Consider the following 18,764-nt stretch of genomic DNA (forward strand, 5'->3'; position numbering starts at 1 on the left):
ACTGCCCGGGCATGTCGGTTATCGGCGCGTCGCATACGTGTGTCCACGCGCGCGCGGGGGTTGCCGTTTACCGGAACGGGGCAGCACGGTAAGGATGTATCCCATGTCAGATGCAGTCGATGTGCCGATCGATGACGACGTCATTCGACTCGGTCAGTTCCTGAAGCTGGCCAACCTGATCGACTCCGGATCGGAGGCCAAGACCGTGATCGCCGCAGGGTTGGTGCGGGTGAACGACGAGGTCGAGCTACGTCGCGGACGGCAGTTGCACGTCGGCGACATCGTCGTCCTCGCCGGTCACAAGGTCAGAGTTACCGGTTAGTCCCCGCGGCGCGAGCTCATGGCCCGGAGGCGGTAGGCAGGGCACAGGGAGCGCCGCTAATCAGACACAGCACGGACCACGACGCCATCGTGGTCGCTGTAGAGCATGTCGCCAGGGACGAAGGTGACGCCGCCGAATTCGACGGGGATGTCCTTGTCGCCCGCGCCGGTCTGGGTGCTCTTGCGCGGGTTGGTGCCGAGCGCCTTGATGCCGATGTCCAGCGTGCGCAGGATCGCCGAGTCGCGGACCGCGCCGTTGACGATGACACCGGCCCAGCCGTTGGCGACGCCGCGTCCGGCGATGATGTCGCCGACCAGTGCGGTGTGCACGCTCGCGCCGCCGTCGACGACGAGCACCTTGCCCTCGCCCGGCTCGCCGAGGGTCTGCTTGACCAGCAGGTTGTCCTGGAAGCATCGGATGGTGGTGATCCGTCCGGCGAACGCCTCGCGGCCGCCGAACTGGATGAACTGCGTATCGCAGCTGCGGATCTCGGGCCCGATTTCGTCGGCCAGGTCGGCGGTAGCCACAACATTCGATTCGGTCACGGGTTCAGCTTAGAGAGCTGGTCGGGCGCGACTCTGAACGGACCGTTCGGTTGGTCCGTGGGATGCGGGCAGGTTGCTACCTGTGCCCGTATTGCATCTGGTATTTGACCCGATCGCTTTCGCGAATCTTGTTGTGGTTGATCCATTCCGGATCGAGGCCGTGCTGGACCATGCGGAAGCGGCGCCAGACATAGCTCAGCGGCGCGAGGAAGAAGATGACCAGCGGGGCGAGCATCATCAGGACCGTGAGGATCCTGATCGGCATCGGGGCCGGGAACAGCCACAACCACAACGCGAAGAACGGGATGAACGGGACGAGGAACCGGACGAGATAGCGCTCCACGGCCCCGTGTCCGACGAGGTCGTGGATAACCCACTCGTGCAGCTCCCTGGGGAGCTCGCGGCCCAGATCGTAAGCGATCCGCTGCCTGATCGTGGGGGTATTCATCTCCTCAGGCTATGCCTGTAACGGCGGTCACCGCCAGGTTGCTGAGTGGACTCTCAGGCGCGGCCGTGGCGCCGCTCGTACTCCAGGCGCTGGGTTTCGGCGCGCTGTTTCGCGCCCGCGTCGGCCTGGGCCGGATCGAGCCCGTGCTTGATCAGGCGGTGGCGCCGGTAGACATACATCAGCGCCACCGTGAAATAGATCAGCGGCAGATACAGCAGCGCCATCATCGCCAGCCCCATCCACTTCGGGCCGGGGACGAGCAGGAAAAGGCACAGCACCGGAATGATCGGAATCAGGAACCGGGTCAGATACCGGCGGGTGGCGCCGGGCCCGGTGAGATCGTCGCGCACCCACCCCGACATCGATGGCGGGAGCGTGCGTCCGCAGATATAGCGAATCCGCTGGCCGAAGCTCGGGGTGGTGCGCTCGCTCATGGCTCCAGCATCCCATCCCGGCGCGGTGGCCCGCTGATCAGTGCGTGGCGTCGGATTCCTTCGCGCTGGCGATGTGGAACTGCGCGATCTGGCGAATCAGGTTGTCGGTGGTGTGCTTCACCGCGATCTTCACGAACGGTTCGATGGTCTTACCGAGCGCACGACCGGCGAGGCCGCCGGGCACCCGGTACTCGACGATGGCGTCGACCGTGCACTGCGCGTCGCCCTTGGCGTGGAACAGGAAGGTCGACTCGATCTCGAAGCCCTTGATCGACTTGATCCCGATGGCGTAATTCGCCTCCCAGCGCACCACTTCCACGCGCGAGCGCAGCGTGGCGGGCCCGAGCTTGAGCACGCCGTCGAAGGTCGCGCCGACGCCCTCGGTCTGTTCGCCGGTCGGGGTGAAGGATTCGATGCCGTGCAGGAAGTGGGTCAGGTTGCGGTAATCGTTCACGTACGCGAACGCGGATTCGGCCGAGGCAGCACAGTCTTCGACGATCTTCACTTCGGTCATGACCGAAAACTGTAACCGGTTTCCCGCAGGGGGGTCGGCTACGCGGTGACCGCCAAGGTGGCCGCGAGCCCGAAGGCCAGCGCCATCACCGCCACCTCGATGACGGCACGGTGCAGCGAATCCCGCGCGCTCATCCGGTGGTCGGCCGCGCGCCGCACCCAGGTGCGCCGCCACCACCAGCCGAGGACGAGCAAGGTAAGCAGCACAGCGGTTTTCGCGAGCAGGATGCGGCCGTAACCGGTGGTCGCCAGCGGGGTGACGCCGCTGATCCTGATGAGCCCGTTGAGTATCCCGGTGAGCGCGACCGCGCCGATCAGCGGCAGCGCCAGCGCCGAATAGCGGGGCAGCGTGACCGCCCACTCGCCGCGGGTGCGTACCACCAGCGCCAGCGCGACGAGCAGCCCGAACCAGGTCGCGGCCGCGAGCGCGTGTACCGCGGCGAGCACGGAGCCGAACGCCTGCTGCGACATATGCCCGGTGATCGGCCGCAGTGCCAGCGTCACCGCGGCGAACACCAGCACCAGATCGACCGACGCGGTATCGGGCCTGCGGAAGGCCAGCGCGCTGTAGCAGGCCACCGCGCCGCTGCCGATCAGGATCGCGATGCCGACCTGACCACCGCTGACGTGGACAAGGAAGTCGCGGAACTGCCCCGCGCCGAGCCGCCGCACCGGGACGCCGACCACCGCGGCGGCATCGAAGACGAGCACGGCGAACTCGGCGCCGCACCAGATCCCGGCGAGCACGGCGAGTGGCCGCCACGGTGGGCGCAGTCGCTCGTGCAGCCGGGGGAGTGCGGCCAGGCCGAGCACGGTCGCGCCGGTGCCGTCCGCGAGTGCGCGCACGATCGCCTCGCCGGACAGCCCCGACGGCAGCGTCAGCACCCACGCCAGCGCGACACCGAGCAGCCCGGCCGGGACGACGAGCAGCAGCGCCGACCACGGATGGCCGGCGCCGCTGCTGTTCGTCTTATCGTGCACTGGCTTACTGACCCGGCTTGCGACTCCGGCCGCCGAACAGCGCGAAGGCCAGCCCGCCGCCGAAGAGCACGACGGCGCCGACGATGAAGACCCACAGCGGAATTCCGCCGGAGCCGTCGTCGCTGCCCGAGGCGTCGCCCTGCTTGCCAGGCTTCGGTCCCGGTGTGCCGTTGCCCGGCTTGCTCAGCGTGAACTTCCTGGTGCCCGCGACCGGATGGCCGTCGGCGGAGGTCACCCGGTAGGCGATCGTGTACTCGCCCGCGGGGCCGAGGTCGCCCACCGTGACGCTGATCGTCTTGCCGTCCACCGTCGGCGTGCCCTTCGACCACAGGTTGCCGTCCGGGCCGACCACGGTCAGCGACGGGAAGCTCGGCTGCAACTCCTCGTTGAAACTGACGCTGACCTGCGCCGGACCGGCGTCGACGGTGGAGCCGTCCTCCGGCGAGCTGCCCGTCGCGGCCGAATGCGCCAGTGCCGCACCGGCGGCCACCACACCGAAGCCGAGCAGGAACAGGCCGGTGACCAGCATGGTCAGCAGCCGCTGGGTATATGCGTGAGTGTTCACGACTGACGTCCGCGGATCACGGAGCCGAGGCCGAGCGCGACGCCGAGCAGGCCGAGGGCGAGCCCGGCGCCGCCCAGCCAGCGGGCGGTGTTGTCGGAGCTCTCGGACTTCTTCGCGGCACTGGTGTCGGCGCCGTGCTCGTCGCCGCCCTTGGCCGCGGCGAGCGTGAGCGTCGGGGCGGGATGTTCGGGTTCGGCGCCGTCCTTGCCCGCGGGCTGATCCCAGCTGACGATCTTGCCGTCGCTGTAGGTCTGCTTGGCGGGGAAGGTCACCGTGTCCTGCGCGGGCAGCGGTCCGAGCGAGACGACGAAGCGCTGGAACTGGCCGGGCAGCACGCCGACCGAGCCCGCGTCCGCGGTCCAGGTGACCGCGGTGACCTCCTTCTTGTCGTTGCGCTCGACCTTGGCGGTCCAGCCCGGAATGGCTTCCGGGCGTGCGCTTTTCACGGCCGGAAGGGAGACGGTGAGCGCGGTGGTGTTCGCGGTCTCGGATTCGTCGGGCACGCGGAAGGTGACCACCGAGTACTTGCCCTGGATGGCGCCTGGTCCGTCCACCGTGACGTGGGCGCTTGCGGTACCACCGGCGAGCAGGATGAGGCTGGTCGCGGCGACGGCGCCACCGCAGGCGCGCGAAATCGAAGTGCGCATGAGCGTGGGAATCTTTCTGTCCGAAGAGGTTTGGTGCGGCGGGTCAGGCAGGCACCGGTGGCGCGCGCGGGCCGATCGCGCCGTTCGGATGAAAGACGTAGTGCGGGAGGCCGGGATTCGACCAGCTGACCCGGCCGATGATCCCGGTGGTGCGCGGGGCCGTGAGCACCGCGCGCACCGCGCCCGAGGCCACGGCGTAGAGCCGCTCGGCCACGAGAATCAGTGCGGCACAGGCGAATGTCGCTATCGCATGGGCGAGCAGCATCCAGCCCTGTGGCAGTGGCGACTCGGCCGGCGCGGCATGGTCGTGCACGAGCCGGCCCGAGAGCGCGGCATGCCCTGCCAGCTGCCCGATCCCGAGCAGACCGAGCAGTGCCGTCCGGTCGAGCAGCGCGGTCCGGCCGAATAGTGCCTGCCGCCCGAGTGCGCCCGCCGCGCCTCCGGCCAGCCCGGCGGCGATCAGCAGTAGCGCCACACCCGACGATTCGGGATAGCCACCGCCCGCCGCGCCGTGCGCGGCGATCGCGAGCGCACCGGCCAGCGCGCCGACCGAGCCGCCGCGAATGGGGGCGGCGGCGGGACGCGATGCGACGGCGGCGTGCCCCTGCGCGGCGACTGCCGCCGGGGCCTGCGCTGCCGTCGCGCGGGGCATCGGGATCAGTTCACGCCGAGGCGGGCGAGCACGTCCGCCTCGATACCGGACAGCTCGTTCGAGATCGACTCGTGCACGGCGCGGCGGCGTGGCGCCGGCATCTGCTCGGCGGTCCGCACGGCGGCGGTCAGGTTGCCGAGCCGATCCTGTGTGCTGCTGACGAACTTCTGCGCGTCGGCCTTGTCCGAGCCGTTGCGTGCGCCGATCTTGCCAAGCGCCGCTTCGGTATTCGCGATGCGTGCCTGCAGCTTCGCGCCGTGCCCGCTGAAGTCGCCGAGCTGGTCGATGCCGATCCCGAGCTGCTGTGCCCTGCGGGTATCGATCTGGGCGCGGATGAACGTCGCACCGCGGTAGGCCAGCGGCGCGAGCACCGGGACGAGTACCCGCGCCACGCCGAGGTACTTCTTGATCTGCGCCGCGCTGAACAGCTCACGCTCGGCCTTGGCCGCTACCTTCAGCGCGGCCTTCTCCTCCGCCTGCAGCGTCGCGATCTGGGCTTTGGCGACCTTGCGCCCGGTACGCGCCTCCGCTCGGCGGGCCTTGCGATCATTCTTGGCGCCGAGCTTGGCCTCCATCGCGGCCTTGTGCTTCAGGGCTTTCGCCTCGGCCCTGCGGCTCGGGCGCCGCTTGCGCTTCGTGAACAACCCCATCGAAGGCCCTCCGTATTGCTGTCTGCGGTTGGCCTCACCCTATCCGGTCAAGCCGGTCACCTGCGAGGAGGTGCGCCCTCGCCGCGAGTGCCGCGACACCGCCGCCGCAACCACCAAAGCACCGCGAACCCCGTTCGGAGCGAGTCGTACGAGCGACCGTTGGCGGCCCGTCTCGCATCCGAGTGGCCGAAGCGCATGCGCCGCAGGCGCGAGTCTCGGCCGCTCGGATGCGAGACACAGGGGGCCGCCAACACGCGGCGCCGCAGGCGACGCAAATCGAACACTGTCGGGGGGAGGGACCATACTGCTTACGTGGAATCGGGCATTGGTGACCGAGATGGTCGCAAGGATGACGGCGTGGCCGGGGATCGGCAGACCAGCGCGCCGGTCGCCTTCATCGATGCTCGTTCGCTGATCGGCTGCCGTCATCGATTGCATTTGGACGCCACGCATCCCGACGTTCTGGTCGGTGTCACCGAGGATCCCGGCGTGCGGCAGCGGCGGGAGGCCGCGAGCGCGCATCGCAACCGAGTGCGCGAGGCGTTGATCGCCGCCGATCCCGGTTCGTGGGTGGTGATCGATCCGGCGTTGCGCGCGCACGAGCGCGCCGCGGCGACCATGAACGCGTGTGCCGAGGCGACGCACCACATTTGGGGCGCGCTGCTGCCGCAGGAGCCGGATACCGGCAGGCGCGGCGGTTCGGAGATCCTGCTGCGCGATGTGGATCGCGGCGGCTATATCCCGGTGATCGTGGTGAACCACAAGGTGACCGATCCGCGCCAGCCGGAACCCGCCGATTTCCACCCGACCACCTCCGACCCGTATCACTGGAATCCGCAACCGGATCCGTATCGCAAGCTGCGCCAGCAGCCGCGCGATCAGCAGCGCCTGGCCCACCTGTACCGGATGCTGCAGCGGCACGGCCTGGCCAGCCCGGCGCTGGTCGGCGGTGTGATCGGCTACTACACCGGCCGCACCGATCGGGCCGGTCGCGGCCACGAGGGCGTCAACGGCAATCTCTACGAACCCGACCGCATCCTGGTGCACGACCTGGGCCCCGTGCTCGCCGATTACGACCGCCGCTACGCCGATCGGGTCGCGGTGGTGCGCAACGAGTTGCCGACGGTGCCGTCGAAGGTGCCCGAGTGCAGGCAGTGCCCGTGGTGGACGCGCGCCGCCGACGACGCGCCGAGCTGCTCGGGCTGGCTGGCCGAACATCGCGATGTCAGCCTGGTCGCGCCGGGTTCGCGGGCCGAGGTGCTGCGCGGGCACGGCGTCGAGACGATCGACGATCTGGCCGCGTGGACCGGCCCGGATCCGGAGGACTGGCAGCACGGTCCGTTCGACGAGGCCGTGGTCACCGCGCGCGCCTGGATCGCGGGTGCGCCGCTGGTCCGCAGGGTGAATCAGGTGCGGGTGCGCCGCGCCGACGTCGAGGTGGATGTCGATCTGGAGAGTTTTCAGGAGCACGGCGCCTACCTGTGGGGCACGCTGCTCGACGGGCAGTATCGCCCGTTCGTCACCTGGGATCCGCTACCGACCGAGGACGAGGGCCGCTCCTTCGGCGAGTTCTGGAGCTGGCTGATGTCGGTGCGCGAACAGGCCGCGGCGGAGGGGAAAACCTTTGCCGCCTACTGCTATTCGCGCACCGCGGAGGACAAGTGGCTGTACGAGTCGGCGCGCCGGTTCGCCGGACGGCCCGGGGTGCCGACGCACGAGCAGGTGCGCGCGTTCGTCGACGGCCCGCAGTGGGTCGATATGTTCCAGGCCGTCTCCGACCAGTTCATCTGCCCGAACGGCAAGGGGCTCAAGAAGATCGCGCCGGTGGCCGGGTTCGCGTGGCGGGACGCCGAGGCGAGCGGTGAGGCGTCGATGAGCTGGTACCGCCTCGCGGTCGGGTACGAGGGCGAGCCGGATATGTCCCAGCGCACCCGGTTGCTGGAGTACAACGAGGACGATGTGCTCGCCACCAAGGTGCTGCGCGATTGGATGACCGACCGCGCCGACCTCGAGGTTCCGGCTCTGGCCGATTTCCGAGCTGTATCTGATTCGCGGCCGAGCGGGGGCCTCCGTGGTGACGCTGCGCTACCGCCTCCGGCCCCGTCGCTCGGCAATGTTTGATCGGCGGTCTCCCGGGGGCCTGCGTGGTGACGCTGCGCTGCCGCCTCCGGCCCCGTCGCTCGACCGCCGGGCGGTACCATCGCGACGTGACAGAGCACGTCGAACAACTCGAGTTCCAGGCGGAAACCCATCAGCTGCTCGAGCTGATGATCCATTCGGTCTACTCCAACAAGGACACGTTCCTGCGGGAGCTGATCTCGAATGCCTCCGACGCGCTGGACAAGCTGCGGCTGGAATCCTTCCGTGACAAGGATCTGCACGTCGACACCTCGGATCTGCACATCGATCTGGCGGTCGACAAGGACAATCGGATCCTGACGGTCAGGGACAACGGCATCGGCATGTCCCGTGCGGAGGTCGTCGATCTGATCGGTACCCTCGCCAAATCCGGCACGGCCGAGCTGCGTAAGAAGCTCAACGAGGCGAAGTCCGAAGCCGCGGCCGAGGAGCTGATCGGCCAGTTCGGTATCGGCTTCTACTCCACCTTCATGGTCGCGGACAAGGTCACGTTGACCACCCGCAAGGCGGGCGAGACCGAGGGCACCCGCTGGGAATCCACCGGCCAGTCCACCTACACCATCGAAACCCTCGACGAGGCGCCGCAGGGCACCGCGGTCTCGCTGCACCTCAAGCCCGCCGACGAGGACGATCACCTCTTCGATTACACGCAGGAGTGGAAGCTCCGCGAGATCGTCAAGAAGTACTCCGATTTCATCGCGTGGCCGGTCCGCATGCAGGTGGAGCGGACCGTCACCGAGGGAGAAGGTGAGGACAAGAAGGAAACCACCGTCCTCGAGGATCAGACCCTCAACTCCATGAAGGCGCTGTGGACCCGCCCGAAGAGCGAGGTCAGCGACGAGGAGTACAAGGAGTTCTACCACCACGTCAGCCATGCCTGGGACGATCCGCTGGAGATCATCCCGATGAAGGCCGAGGGCACCTTCGAATATCAAGCGCTGCTGTTCATTCCGTCGCACGCGCCGTTCGACCTGTTCATGCGCGAGCACAAGCGCGGCGTGCAGCTCTACGTCAAGCGGGTGTTCATCATGGACAACTGCGAAGAGCTGATGCCGGAGTACCTGCGCTTCGTCAAGGGTGTGGTGGACGCGCAGGACCTGTCGCTCAACGTGTCCCGCGAGATCCTGCAGCAGGACCGCCAGATCCAGATGATCCGCAAGCGCCTGGTCAAGAAGGTGCTGTCGACGGTCAAGGACCTGCAAGGGGCCGAAGAGCAGGAGAAGTACCAGACCTTCTGGAAGGAATTCGGCCGCGTCCTCAAGGAGGGCCTGCTGTCGGATACCGACAACCGCGACACCATCCTGCAGGTCTCGTCGTTCGCCTCCACCAACTCCACCGAGGACCAAACGACCCTCGCGCAGTACGTGGAGCGGATGAAGGACGGCCAGGACACGATCTACTACATGACGGGCGAGACCCGTCAGCAGATCGAATCCTCCCCGCACCTGGAGGCTTTCACCGCCAAGGGCCTCGAGGTGCTGATCCTCACCGACCCGGTCGACGAGATGTGGGTCGGCTCGGTGCCCGAATTCGACGGTAAGCGCTTCCAGTCCATCGCCAAGGGCGAGGTCGACCTGGAGACCGAGGACGAGAAGAAGGCCTCCGAGGCGCTGCGCGAACAGCAGGACAAGGATTTCGCGGATGTGCTGGGCTGGCTCGGCAAGACGCTCGACGAGAGCGTCAAGGAGGTGCGCCTGACCAACCGGCTCACCACCTCTCCTGCCTGCCTGGTCGGCGACGTCTTCGATTTCAGCCCCCAGCTGGAGCGCATGTATCGCGCGTCGGGGCAGGCGCTGCCGGAAACCAAGCGGATTCTGGAGCTGAACCCGACGCATCCGCTGGTCACCGGCCTGCGTGACGCGTACGCGGGCAAGAGGGACTCCGCCGACGCCGGTACCGCGACCGAACTGTCGGAAACCGCCGAACTGCTCTACGGCACAGCGGTTCTCGCGGAGGGTGGCGAGCTCAAGGATCCCGCGCACTTCGCGCACATCCTGACCGACCGCCTCACCCGCACGCTCTGAGTGCGACGCGGGCGGCGGCCGACACCGCCGCCCGCGCCCGGCAAACGCCCCGAGTCATGGGATGACGGTATCGCCGCGGGTCGCCGAATCCGTTCGTGCGCAGCGCTGTTCGCGCGCGTAGCCTTGGGCGGTCGAAAGGATCGTCTGCCCATGTCCGCAAACCCTCTGGCCGCGGCCGAGCCCTGGGACCTCGTCGCCGACGGATACGCCGAATTCGCACCGGCGGTCATGCAGCCCTTCTCCGCACGCGCCCTCGAATTCGCCGGTCTGACACCGGGTTCGCGGGTCGTCGACGTCGCCGCGGGGACCGGCATGCTCAGCCTGCTCGCCGCGCCGCGGGTGGCCTCGGTCGCCGCGATCGACTTCTCCGCGCCGATGATCGCGCGGCTGAACGCGGCGGCGGACGCGGCGGGCGTCACCAATATCGAGGCGACGGTCGGCGACGGTCAGGCGCTGCCGTTTCCGGACGACGGCTTCGACGCGGGTTTCTCGATGTTCGGCCTGATGTTTTTTCCCGAACGGGCCAAGGGTTTCGCCGAACTGTTCCGCGTGCTGCGGCCCGGCGCGACGGCGGTCGTGTCCAGCTGGGCGCCGGTACTCGAATCACCGCTGATGCGGATGATGTTCGGCGCCTTCCACGCCGCCGACCCGAGTATCCAGGAGCCGCAGCCGAACTATCTGAGCCTGGAGAATCCGGAGGTCTTCGAGACCGAGATGCGCGGGGCAGGCTTCGAAGCGGTCTCCATTCAACGGCATTCGACCTCGCTGCGATTCGCCGGCGCGGACGAGATGTGGGAGACCATGGTGCGCAGCAGCGCGCCACTGGTGCTGATGCGGCGCAGCGTCGGTGAGACGGTGTGGGCCGAGCGGGTCGAGGCGATGCGCGCCTACCTCACCGAGCACTACCGGCCCGGCCATCCGCTGTCCACCACCGCCTTCCTCGGCATCGGCCACAAACCCGAGGCCTGAGACGCGAACGGCACCCCGTCGGGCGACGAGGTGCCGTTGTCGTTGTGCCGCAGGCTATTAACGCGGGGCCATGCGCAGGGCGCCGTCCATGCGGATGGTCTCGCCGTTGAGGTAGTCGTGCTCGACGATGTACTGCGACAGCTGCGCGTACTCGTCGGGGCGGCCGAGGCGCGACGGGAACGGGACGCCGGCCTCGAGGCCCTTGCGGTACTCTTCGGTGACACCGGCCAGCATCGGGGTGTCGATGATGCCGGGGGCGATGGTGTTCACGCGGATGCCGAACTGGGCGAGGTCACGCGCGGCGGGCACGGTCATGCCGTGCACGCCACCCTTGGATGCGGAGTAGGCGATCTGGCCGACCTGGCCCTCGAACGCCGCGACCGAGGCGGTGTTGATGACCACGCCGCGCTGTCCGTACTCGTCGACGGCGTCGGTCTTGGCGATCGCGTCGGCGGCCAGGCGCATGACGTTGAAGGTGCCGAGCAGGTTCACGGTGATGACGGTGCGGAACAGCTCCAGATCGTGCGGGCCGTTCTTGGACAGGATGCGCCCGGCCCAGCCGACACCGGCGCAGTTGACCACGATGCGCAGCGGCACGCCGGAGTCGACCACCTTGGCGATCGCGGCCGAAACCTCGTCGTTGCTGGTCACATCGGCCGGGATGAGGGTGACGCCCGCGGGCACGCTGTCACCCGCGCGCTCGATGGATTGCGGCACGTCGAGGCCGAAGACGGTGGCGCCGAGCTCGGCGAAACGCTTGGCGGTGGCGGCGCCGAGGCCGGATGCGCCTCCGGTGACAATGGCGGCGGAACCCGAAATCTCCACGATGGTCCTCTCGTTCGTGACAGCCAGTTGGCCCTTCGTCAATTGCACCCTAACGGGTGCTTGATGAGAGCTCGGTCACGGGTTGCTCACACCGTGACCGTGCCGTCGAGAGGTGTTACCGCAGAGTCACTTTGGCGCCCCAGGAGAACATGGAGTCGTGTAGTACGAGGTAACTCGGGATGGCATCCGGCGGTAGATCGAATACAACCTTGGCGGTGACCGAGTTGCCCGGGTTGATATCGCTGGACAGCCAGGTGTTCCGGTCTACGTGAAACTCCGCCGCGCTGTCGTTCTCGAACCTTCGTCCCTGCGTGTCGTACAGATATTGGTCGCTTGAATAGAAAGTCTTCGGGTTGTTGGAGATGTTCTTCACGGTCATCGACACGATCGTGTACGCGCCCTGCGCCTTATCCTGCAGGTACGGGCTATCGCCGACCGCACTCACTCCGGTCTCGATCGCGGTCACGACGAACTCGAACTTGCCGTCGCGCACCGGTGTGTCGAGGCCGGGCGTCGCCGGAGGCGCAGCAGTCTTGGGTAGCGGCGTGTCTGCCTCGGGTTTGGTGGGTGGCGACGGTACGGCCGGCAATGTGGGTACGGCAGTCGCTGTGGGTTTGTCTGGTGCTGTGGGTTTGGCGACGACGGGGGCCGCTGGCGCGCTGGATGTGACGTTGTCCGCCTTCTTCCCGTCGCTACCGCTGACCGAGACGATCATGCCGACGAATCCGCAGAACCCGACAATGCTGGCGATCACGATGAGAAGGATGATGCCGCTGTTCGACTTCTTCGGCGGGTGCGGGGCTTCGTATCTCGGACTGGGAAATGGGCGGTATCCGGGCCCCTGTGACCAGACCGGTCCTTGCGGCGTTCGATTGCCCCAGTTCGGGTTTTGGGGCGGCTGAGGCGGCCCCTGGGGTGTAGACGTCATTGTCTTTCCTGGTGGAGCGGTGGAACCGATGTAGTCCCTATCGAGGCGGCAACCCACGCGTTACAGCGATTATGTCGTTCAGCTATCACTAATTCGAGGTGGTGTCGTGCGGGATTCGGCGTTCCATACAGGCATCGGACCTGCGAGAACATGGCAAATAAATGCCGGAAAAATATTTGCGAACGGGCATGTTCTCCGGTGGTACGGTCGCTGGATGAAGCTCTTCTCCCGGGCATCTGTGGCCGGGCGCAAGGTGTTGATCACGGGGGCGGCGCGGGGGATCGGGGCGGCGCTCGCTCGGCAGCTCTGTGCGAGTGGGGCCGAGGTGGCGCTGATGGGGTTGGAGCCGGAGCTGTTGGGGGAGGTGGCGCGTGAGTGCGGGGACGTGCCGTGGCGGTACTGCGATGTCGGTGATCCCGCGCAGGTGGAGCGGGTGGTGACGACGCTGGTCGGCGAGCTCGGCGAGCTCGGCGGGCTCGATGTGGTGGTGGTGAATGCCGGAGTGGCGAAACAACTTCCGCTGATCGGCGGTGACCCGGTGGTGATGGAGCAGACGCTGGCGGTGAACGTGCTCGGCGTCTACTACACGCTGCGCGCCGCCGGGCCGCATATCGGGCACCCCGATGGGTACGCGCTCGTCGTCTCCTCGCTGGCCGCCGCCGTGCACCTGCCGCTGGCGGGTGCCTACAGCGCGTCCAAGGCCGCGGCCGAGGCGCTCGGCAATACGCTGCGCAACGAAATCCGGCACACCGGGGCGAAAGTCGGCGTCGCGTACTTCGCCGAACTCGACACCGATATGACCTCGCGCGCGTTCGGCACCGCCGCCGCGCGCGCCATCCTCGGCCGCTCGACGGTCTCGGGCGTCGCGCCGCTCGGGCCCGCCATCGATGCGATCGAGCGGTCGATCGCCCGGCGCAAGCGGCAGGTGGTTTCGCCGTGGTGGGTCACGATGGTGCTGCCGTCGCGTGCGCTGGCGCAGCGCGTCGTCGATCGCGCGCTGCACCGCGGCGTCGCGGGCGCGCTGGACATCGCCCGCGCCGAAGACACCCCCTTTACGACGGATCAGCCACCCCGACCACGCAGAATGGAGCGGCCCGCCTGAACACCGCGCGATCACCGCCGAACGACACGCGGTGTGAGCGACGGACCCGGAGGCGGCAGCTTGTGTAACCACGTAGGGGCCCGCGAACACCGCCAAACGACACGGAGTGACTTGTATGACCGAATCCGCCGGCCACGCCCGCCAACTCCCGCGCGGTCGCCACGGCCTGCCGCGCGAGCAGGTGATCGCCTCCCAGCGGGAGCGGATCCTGCAGGCGATGGCGGAGGCGATGGCCGAGAGCGGTTACGTCGGCACGTCGGTGGCCGCGATCCTCAAGCGCGCCGGGGTATCCCGGGAGACGTTCTACGAGCAGTTCCGGTCCAAGGAGGACTGCTTCGAGGCCGCCTACGAGCGGGCGGTCGGCCAGATGCTCGGCCGGATCGCCGACGCCGAGGGCGCGCACGGTAATTCGGCGCGGGAGACCGCGGCCGACCCGGATCGGATCGATCGCATCCTCGGCGCCTACCTGGACGGCCTTGTCGCCGAGCCCGCCTACGCCCGCTTGTTCCTGGTCGAGGTCTACGCGGTGGGTTCGAAGGCGGTGGCCCGCCGGGCGCTGTTGCAGGAGTCGTTCGTCGCGATGATCGCCGACGTGCTCGGTGCCCGCACCGAACAGCAGCGCTTCGCCTGCCAGACCCTGGCAGCCGCGATCAGCGCGATGGTCACCGCGCGGATCGCGGTCGACGACCTGGATGGGCTCCGTGCCCTGCGGCAACCGTTGCTCGAACTGGTTCGTCGCGGTGGTGAGCTGTACGGCACCGCGCTGCTGCAACACCAGCGCGCCTGACGCGGAGAGGACCCTTGCCGGACTGCGCGAACTCGGCGCCGATCTCGCCGGATACGGCGATGTCGCGGTTCGCCGTTCGAGGGCGCGACGCAGGCTACGGACGAGCCTCGGTCGACCGAGGCACCGCCACCGCCTCGGGCCCGCCGGATTCGGTGCGCGATCGAGTCCGTCCGCGTCGGGCAAACACGAACGCACCTGCCAGCGCAGGGGTGATCGCAGCGATCGCGGCCACGGCCACGCCGCTCAATCCCGGTGCTGCCGTGCTGAGCATGGTCGCCGACCCGAAATAGAGGAACAGCAGCCCGGAGCCGATGCCGATCGCGTGCTCGGGCAGGTGTTTGCCGACCAGGATGCCGATCGCGATGGCCAGCGCGTCGGCGACGACCATGCCGATGGTCGAGCCGAGCCAGACGCCGACCCAGTCGTAGTCGGTGGCCAGCGCGGCGGTCGCGAACATGGTCCGGTCGCCGAGTTCGGCGAGTAGAAACGCGGAGAGCACCACGAAGAACGGCGCCATGCTGGTGCGCGGCGGTTTCGGCTCGTCGTCGTCCACGCTGCCGAGATGTTCGCGTAGCGTCCACAGGCCGACGGCCAGGAAGGTGAGCGCCGCGAGCAGTGAGATCGTCCTGGTCGGCAGCGCGGCGCCGAGGAAGTAGCCGACGCCGACCGAGATCAGGTGCACCGCGGCCGAGGCGGTGGCGATGCCGCCCAGCACCACCCACCAGCGGTAGCGCAGCGCGAAGGTCAGCGCCATCAGCTGGGATTTGTCGCCCAGTTCGGCGAGGAAGACGATGCCGATACTCAGCAATATCATGGCGATCATGGTGGCGTACTCCAGGGGCTTCGGCCTGCCGGCCGGGGATCTGGGTACGTCTCCGGCCGACAACGAATGGGTTGTCCAGGCCGAAGGTCTCGCCCACCGGGTGATTCCGGTTCATGCAACCGGACCCGGTCGGGGTCAGTATGTCGACTGCATGATTGGGGGCTACTCCCCTTCGATGCCACCGACTCTACCGCGCGGCGCGCCGTCGCGCCACTTTGATGTTGTCGAAATCGCAATGCGCACAATAAGTTTGGCGATCCAAGCCAGATGTTTCGGGTGCCCTTACTCGATTGGGCGCACAGCCGTGATCGAGGCATCAGCACACCCTCGGCAATCGGCAAGGGCAGCCGTGGGCGGCCGCGATCGCCCGCGATGATGGTGGGGCGCAGGCGGTTACGCGGCGAGCAGCATGGCGAGCACGGCGGTGTCGGGATCGCTGATCGGGTCCAAACCGACCCGGCTCACCAGCGACGTGACGGTGCCATCGGACTCGGCCTCGGCCCACGCCGCCCGGTGCTCCAGCCCCAGATAAGGCACTCCGGGCAGCAGCACACACCCGGATGCCGCACCCGCGCATTCCGGCAGCGACGGCCGGGTCTCCGACGGCGGATGCAACATCAGCAGCGCGGGCGGGACGTGGTCGGCGAAGCTCCCCGGCGCCAATGCGTCCGCGCCGAGCACCGTGCCCTCGGCCAGCACCAGCCCGACCGTGCCCGGCATGGGATCGTCGGGCACCTCCTCCCGCACCCCGAACACCGTCGAGGTGGCGAGCAGGCCGGGCAACGTGGCAACGCGCACCGCGAGCACCAGCACCTGAGCCCATTCCTTGGTGGTATCCGGCCACCGGCCGGAGATAACGAATCCCCGCAGCGATCCGCGCGAGTGGAACGGCGTGATGCCGATCGGTTCGTTCGTATGCATCGTGCCTCCCGTCATGAAACCCGGGGGCGGCCTTGCCCGTCCTCTTTAAGGGGATTCCCGAGGATCGCTCGAGCAACACCTGGCACACAAGTACCAAAGAGTGCTAATCGGACGGAAGTTGAACTGGACAAACAAAAACCCGCGGACGGTCGCACCGTCCGCGGGTTCGTACCGCTCACGCGATGGTTCAGCCGAAGATCAGGCCCTTGGACTGGCCGACGGCGCGCGCGAAGCGCTCCTGGACGTCTTCCCAGTTGACGACGTTCCAGAACGCGGTGACGTAGTCCGCCTTGACGTTCTTGTACTGCAGGTAGAAGGCGTGCTCCCACATGTCGACCTGCAGCAGCGGGATGATGCCGAGCGGCACGTTGGCCTGCTGGTCGTACAGCTGGAAGGTCAGCAGCTTCTGACCGAGGGTGTCGTAGCCGAGCACCGCCCAGCCGGAGCCCTGCAGGCCGTTCGCGGCGGCGGTGAACTGGCCGCGGAACTTGTCGAACGAACCGAACTGGTCGTCGATCGCGGCGGCGAGCTCGCCGACCGGCTTGTCGCCGCCGTTGGGGGAGAGGTTCTTCCACCAGATCGAGTGGTTGACGTGGCCGCCGAGGTGGAACGCCAGGTTCTTCTCGTTGAGGAAGATGGCGCTGTGATCGCCGGACTCACGAGCCGCTTCGAGCTTCTCCAGCGCCGCGTTGGCGCCGGCCACGTAAGCGGCGTGGTGCTTGGAATGATGAAGTTCGTTGATCTGCCCGGAGATGTGGGGCTCCAGGGCGCTGTAGTCGTATTCCAGATCTGGCAACGTGTACTCAGCCACGATGTCCCTTCCTAATGTCGGGCTGTGCGCGCCCATCGTGTCGAGCGCTTCCAACCATCATTCGTACACCCGCTCGGTAGCAACCGGGCCGGATACCCCTGCATTCCAGGGCAAGCCACAGGTGTGGACCTTCCCACGAACCCCCGGTTCGTGGGTATCCACACGCGTAGCATCGAACCATGTCGTGGTACGACGAACTAGTGGGGCGGGTTCGCCTCCCGGAACCGGTGATGGTGACGCGGGAGCAGGCGCTGCCGGGGCGGGCGCAACCACTGGTCGTTCCCGATACGCACTATGTGAACGGGCATCCGATTCATCCGCCGTTCCCGGACGGCATGCGGGTGGCGGTCGTCGCGATGGGCTGTTTCTGGGGCGCCGAGAAGGGGTTCTGGGAACTCGACGGCGTCTACTCCACCGCGGTCGGTTACGTCGGCGGGTACACGCCGAACCCGACCTACGAGGAGGTGTGCAGCGGCCGGACCGGGCATACCGAAGCGGTGCTCGTGGTATTCGATCCGGCGGTGCTGGATTACGCCGCCGTGCTGCGGCACTTCTGGGAGGATCACGATCCGACCCAGGGCATGCGGCAGGGCAACGATCGCGGCACCCAATACCGTTCCGCCGTCTTCACTCTCGATGCCGAACAGGCCGAGATCGCCGCGGCCACCGCGGCGGCGTACGGCATGCGGCTGGCCGAAGCGGGCTTCGGCACGATCACCACGCAGATCGCGCCGCTGGCCGATCTGTCGGGGTTCTATTACGCCGAGGGCTATCACCAGCAATACCTGGCGAAGAATCCCCACGGCTACTGCCCCGTGCACGCCACCGGCGTGAGTTGCCCGGTCGGCCTCGGCGCTTGAACGAAATCCGCACACCCGGTGAAGGTGTGCGGTCTCGACATCTAGAGCTGCGGCACGATCCCGTGCCGGAAGGTCCGCGGATCGCCCTCGTCGTGCGCCTTCCACCAGCGCGCACCGTCGGCGACGAATTCGGCGAGCGGGATCGACTTGCCGCTCGCGTCCTGAATGGTCATGTTGTCGAACCACACCCGGACATCGAGTTCGCGCGGATCGACGCCCTCCTCCTGGGAGAACTCCAGCACGTGCGCGGAGACGTGCCCGTCGACCAGCGTGTCGAAGCTGAGCAACTCGCTCCAGTGCGACCAGCCGCTGTCGTCGATGTCGATGAATTCCCAGCCGTGCAGCCTGCCGCCGCCGAAGCTGGCGATCGCCTCGCCGAGGCCCTCCAGTTCCAGCGGCAGGACGCGGGCTTCCACGTCGTCCCACTTCTGGATGCGCAGCGACGCGGCGACCCGGCTGACGCCGGTGATAGTCATCCGGACGCGATGGTCCTCGGGTGCCGGACCGTTCTCCGGCAAAGTCAGTACTTCCAGGTCGAGGCGCAACTCGCGCGCCGCGGTGTCGACCTCGAGTCCGAGACATGCCGCCTCGGACAGCGCCGTGTTGAGTCCGGTGGTGTCCATGCCGTCGAGTAGCCCCCTGCTCACGTTCATAGCGCAAGGCTACCGACAGGTGCTGCGGGAACCCGGTATTTCATATTTTCGCTAGTGTTCTCGTTTTAATGGAACCGATCCGGCTCCGGCGCCGTCCAAGTACATATCGGGCTTTGTGCGCACAGAGTTCCGAGGTCGGAGGCGAATGACCGCTCCGGGATTGGC

At 67.7% G+C, this 18,764-nt stretch carries 22 protein-coding genes; 7 read left to right on the plus strand and 15 right to left on the minus strand.

Going from position 1 to position 18,764, the window contains the following annotated elements:
- Positions 1-103 precede the first annotated feature (103 nt).
- Positions 104-322, plus strand: a complete 219-nt coding sequence (locus tag ACIG5A_RS24600) for an RNA-binding S4 domain-containing protein (RefSeq protein ID WP_397243768.1) — start codon at positions 104-106, stop codon at positions 320-322.
- Between the two features lie 56 nt (positions 323-378).
- Here the strand turns inward: ACIG5A_RS24600 and rraA are convergent, their stop codons facing one another.
- The 9 genes from rraA to ACIG5A_RS24645 form a co-directional block, all read right to left on the minus strand.
- Positions 379-867, minus strand: a complete 489-nt coding sequence (gene rraA / locus ACIG5A_RS24605; RefSeq protein WP_397243770.1) for a ribonuclease E activity regulator RraA — start codon at positions 865-867, stop codon at positions 379-381.
- Positions 868-943: 76 nt separating this feature from the next.
- Positions 944-1,315 (minus strand): DUF5313 family protein, encoded by a 372-nt coding sequence (locus tag ACIG5A_RS24610; protein ID WP_397243772.1) that lies wholly within the window; start codon positions 1,313-1,315, stop codon positions 944-946.
- A 53-nt stretch (positions 1,316-1,368) separates the two neighbouring features.
- A complete protein-coding gene (locus ACIG5A_RS24615; RefSeq protein ID WP_397243774.1) occupies positions 1,369-1,749 on the minus strand; it encodes a DUF5313 family protein in 381 nt (126 codons plus the stop codon).
- Positions 1,750-1,786: 37 nt separating this feature from the next.
- Positions 1,787-2,263, minus strand: coding sequence for an SRPBCC family protein (locus tag ACIG5A_RS24620; protein ID WP_397243776.1), 477 nt, complete (start codon positions 2,261-2,263; stop codon positions 1,787-1,789).
- Between the two features lie 38 nt (positions 2,264-2,301).
- Positions 2,302-3,243 carry a CopD family protein gene (locus tag ACIG5A_RS24625; protein ID WP_397243778.1) on the minus strand — a complete coding sequence of 314 codons (942 nt, stop codon included), beginning with the start codon at positions 3,241-3,243 and terminating at the stop codon, positions 2,302-2,304.
- Between the two features lie 4 nt (positions 3,244-3,247).
- On the minus strand, positions 3,248-3,772 hold the full coding sequence (locus tag ACIG5A_RS24630; protein WP_397243999.1) for a copper resistance protein CopC: 525 nt from the start codon (positions 3,770-3,772) through the stop codon (positions 3,248-3,250).
- Positions 3,773-3,804: 32 nt separating this feature from the next.
- Positions 3,805-4,455, minus strand: coding sequence for a YcnI family protein (locus tag ACIG5A_RS24635; protein ID WP_397243780.1), 651 nt, complete (start codon positions 4,453-4,455; stop codon positions 3,805-3,807).
- A gap of 43 nt (positions 4,456-4,498) precedes the next feature.
- Positions 4,499-5,107 carry a hypothetical protein gene (locus tag ACIG5A_RS24640; RefSeq protein ID WP_397243782.1) on the minus strand — a complete coding sequence of 203 codons (609 nt, stop codon included), beginning with the start codon at positions 5,105-5,107 and terminating at the stop codon, positions 4,499-4,501.
- 5 nt (positions 5,108-5,112) lie between these two features.
- Entirely contained in the window at positions 5,113-5,757 is a 645-nt protein-coding gene (locus tag ACIG5A_RS24645; protein ID WP_397243784.1) for a DUF6474 family protein, read from the minus strand.
- A gap of 357 nt (positions 5,758-6,114) precedes the next feature.
- Between ACIG5A_RS24645 and ACIG5A_RS24650 the strand changes: the two genes are divergently transcribed.
- The 3 genes from ACIG5A_RS24650 (at position 6,115) to ACIG5A_RS24660 (ending at position 10,889) form a co-directional block, all read left to right on the plus strand.
- Complete coding sequence (locus ACIG5A_RS24650; protein WP_397243786.1) at positions 6,115-7,878, plus strand: TM0106 family RecB-like putative nuclease; 1,764 nt, start codon at positions 6,115-6,117, stop codon at positions 7,876-7,878.
- Between the two features lie 86 nt (positions 7,879-7,964).
- The gene (gene htpG, locus ACIG5A_RS24655) at positions 7,965-9,920 is read left to right on the plus strand and encodes a molecular chaperone HtpG (RefSeq protein ID WP_397243788.1); all 1,956 of its coding nucleotides are present in this window, start codon (positions 7,965-7,967) and stop codon (positions 9,918-9,920) included.
- Positions 9,921-10,070: 150 nt separating this feature from the next.
- Positions 10,071-10,889 carry a methyltransferase domain-containing protein gene (locus ACIG5A_RS24660; RefSeq protein ID WP_397243790.1) on the plus strand — a complete coding sequence of 273 codons (819 nt, stop codon included), beginning with the start codon at positions 10,071-10,073 and terminating at the stop codon, positions 10,887-10,889.
- A gap of 57 nt (positions 10,890-10,946) precedes the next feature.
- Here ACIG5A_RS24660 and ACIG5A_RS24665 read toward each other — a convergent pair whose 3' ends face one another.
- Positions 10,947-11,714, minus strand: a complete 768-nt coding sequence (locus ACIG5A_RS24665; RefSeq protein ID WP_397243792.1) for an SDR family NAD(P)-dependent oxidoreductase — start codon at positions 11,712-11,714, stop codon at positions 10,947-10,949.
- A 115-nt stretch (positions 11,715-11,829) separates the two neighbouring features.
- Positions 11,830-12,468, minus strand: a complete 639-nt coding sequence (locus tag ACIG5A_RS24670; RefSeq protein ID WP_397243794.1) for a DUF4352 domain-containing protein — start codon at positions 12,466-12,468, stop codon at positions 11,830-11,832.
- 388 nt (positions 12,469-12,856) lie between these two features.
- On the opposite strand from ACIG5A_RS24670, the gene ACIG5A_RS24675 reads away from it, so the two are divergent.
- Both ACIG5A_RS24675 and ACIG5A_RS24680 read left to right on the plus strand, forming a co-directional pair.
- Positions 12,857-13,744, plus strand: a complete 888-nt coding sequence (locus ACIG5A_RS24675; protein ID WP_397243796.1) for an SDR family NAD(P)-dependent oxidoreductase — start codon at positions 12,857-12,859, stop codon at positions 13,742-13,744.
- A gap of 115 nt (positions 13,745-13,859) precedes the next feature.
- Positions 13,860-14,531 carry a TetR/AcrR family transcriptional regulator gene (locus ACIG5A_RS24680; protein ID WP_397243798.1) on the plus strand — a complete coding sequence of 224 codons (672 nt, stop codon included), beginning with the start codon at positions 13,860-13,862 and terminating at the stop codon, positions 14,529-14,531.
- Between the two features lie 94 nt (positions 14,532-14,625).
- Here the strand turns inward: ACIG5A_RS24680 and ACIG5A_RS24685 are convergent, their stop codons facing one another.
- From ACIG5A_RS24685 to ACIG5A_RS24695, 3 genes are all read right to left on the minus strand, one after another.
- Positions 14,626-15,354 (minus strand): TMEM165/GDT1 family protein, encoded by a 729-nt coding sequence (locus ACIG5A_RS24685; RefSeq protein ID WP_397243800.1) that lies wholly within the window; start codon positions 15,352-15,354, stop codon positions 14,626-14,628.
- A gap of 393 nt (positions 15,355-15,747) precedes the next feature.
- A complete protein-coding gene (locus ACIG5A_RS24690) occupies positions 15,748-16,275 on the minus strand; it encodes a peptidase (protein WP_397243802.1) in 528 nt (175 codons plus the stop codon).
- Between the two features lie 187 nt (positions 16,276-16,462).
- Positions 16,463-17,086 carry a superoxide dismutase gene (locus tag ACIG5A_RS24695; RefSeq protein ID WP_397244001.1) on the minus strand — a complete coding sequence of 208 codons (624 nt, stop codon included), beginning with the start codon at positions 17,084-17,086 and terminating at the stop codon, positions 16,463-16,465.
- A gap of 179 nt (positions 17,087-17,265) precedes the next feature.
- Here ACIG5A_RS24695 and msrA point away from each other — a divergent pair, with 179 nt between their 5' ends.
- Complete coding sequence (msrA, locus tag ACIG5A_RS24700) at positions 17,266-17,946, plus strand: peptide-methionine (S)-S-oxide reductase MsrA (RefSeq protein ID WP_397243804.1); 681 nt, start codon at positions 17,266-17,268, stop codon at positions 17,944-17,946.
- A gap of 41 nt (positions 17,947-17,987) precedes the next feature.
- On the opposite strand, the gene ACIG5A_RS24705 is transcribed toward msrA, so the two are convergent.
- Positions 17,988-18,599 (minus strand): hypothetical protein, encoded by a 612-nt coding sequence (locus ACIG5A_RS24705; protein WP_397243806.1) that lies wholly within the window; start codon positions 18,597-18,599, stop codon positions 17,988-17,990.
- Positions 18,600-18,764: the final 165 nt, after the last annotated feature.

The sequence above is a fragment of the Nocardia sp. NPDC052566 genome (assembly GCF_044547285.1).
Lineage (GTDB): Bacteria > Actinomycetota > Actinomycetes > Mycobacteriales > Mycobacteriaceae > Nocardia.

Excerpts from the sequence above, each read along its gene's own strand:
- ACIG5A_RS24620 (WP_397243776.1), bottom strand. The coding sequence starts at position 2,263 with ATGACCGAAGTGAAGATCGTCGAAGACTGTGCTGCCTCGGCCGAATCC.
- ACIG5A_RS24685 (WP_397243800.1), bottom strand. The coding sequence starts at position 15,354 with ATGATCGCCATGATATTGCTGAGTATCGGCATCGTCTTCCTCGCCGAA.
- ACIG5A_RS24600 (WP_397243768.1), top strand. The coding sequence starts at position 104 with ATGTCAGATGCAGTCGATGTGCCGATCGATGACGACGTCATTCGACTC.
- ACIG5A_RS24690 (WP_397243802.1), bottom strand. The coding sequence starts at position 16,275 with ATGCATACGAACGAACCGATCGGCATCACGCCGTTCCACTCGCGCGGA.
- ACIG5A_RS24615 (WP_397243774.1), bottom strand. The coding sequence starts at position 1,749 with ATGAGCGAGCGCACCACCCCGAGCTTCGGCCAGCGGATTCGCTATATC.
- msrA (WP_397243804.1), top strand. The coding sequence starts at position 17,266 with ATGTCGTGGTACGACGAACTAGTGGGGCGGGTTCGCCTCCCGGAACCG.
- ACIG5A_RS24635 (WP_397243780.1), bottom strand. The coding sequence starts at position 4,455 with ATGCGCACTTCGATTTCGCGCGCCTGCGGTGGCGCCGTCGCCGCGACC.
- ACIG5A_RS24705 (WP_397243806.1), bottom strand. The coding sequence starts at position 18,599 with ATGAACGTGAGCAGGGGGCTACTCGACGGCATGGACACCACCGGACTC.
- ACIG5A_RS24680 (WP_397243798.1), top strand. The coding sequence starts at position 13,860 with ATGACCGAATCCGCCGGCCACGCCCGCCAACTCCCGCGCGGTCGCCAC.
- ACIG5A_RS24660 (WP_397243790.1), top strand. The coding sequence starts at position 10,071 with ATGTCCGCAAACCCTCTGGCCGCGGCCGAGCCCTGGGACCTCGTCGCC.
- ACIG5A_RS24610 (WP_397243772.1), bottom strand. The coding sequence starts at position 1,315 with ATGAATACCCCCACGATCAGGCAGCGGATCGCTTACGATCTGGGCCGC.
- ACIG5A_RS24675 (WP_397243796.1), top strand. The coding sequence starts at position 12,857 with ATGAAGCTCTTCTCCCGGGCATCTGTGGCCGGGCGCAAGGTGTTGATC.
- ACIG5A_RS24630 (WP_397243999.1), bottom strand. The coding sequence starts at position 3,772 with ATGCTGGTCACCGGCCTGTTCCTGCTCGGCTTCGGTGTGGTGGCCGCC.
- ACIG5A_RS24640 (WP_397243782.1), bottom strand. The coding sequence starts at position 5,107 with ATGCCCCGCGCGACGGCAGCGCAGGCCCCGGCGGCAGTCGCCGCGCAG.
- ACIG5A_RS24645 (WP_397243784.1), bottom strand. The coding sequence starts at position 5,757 with ATGGGGTTGTTCACGAAGCGCAAGCGGCGCCCGAGCCGCAGGGCCGAG.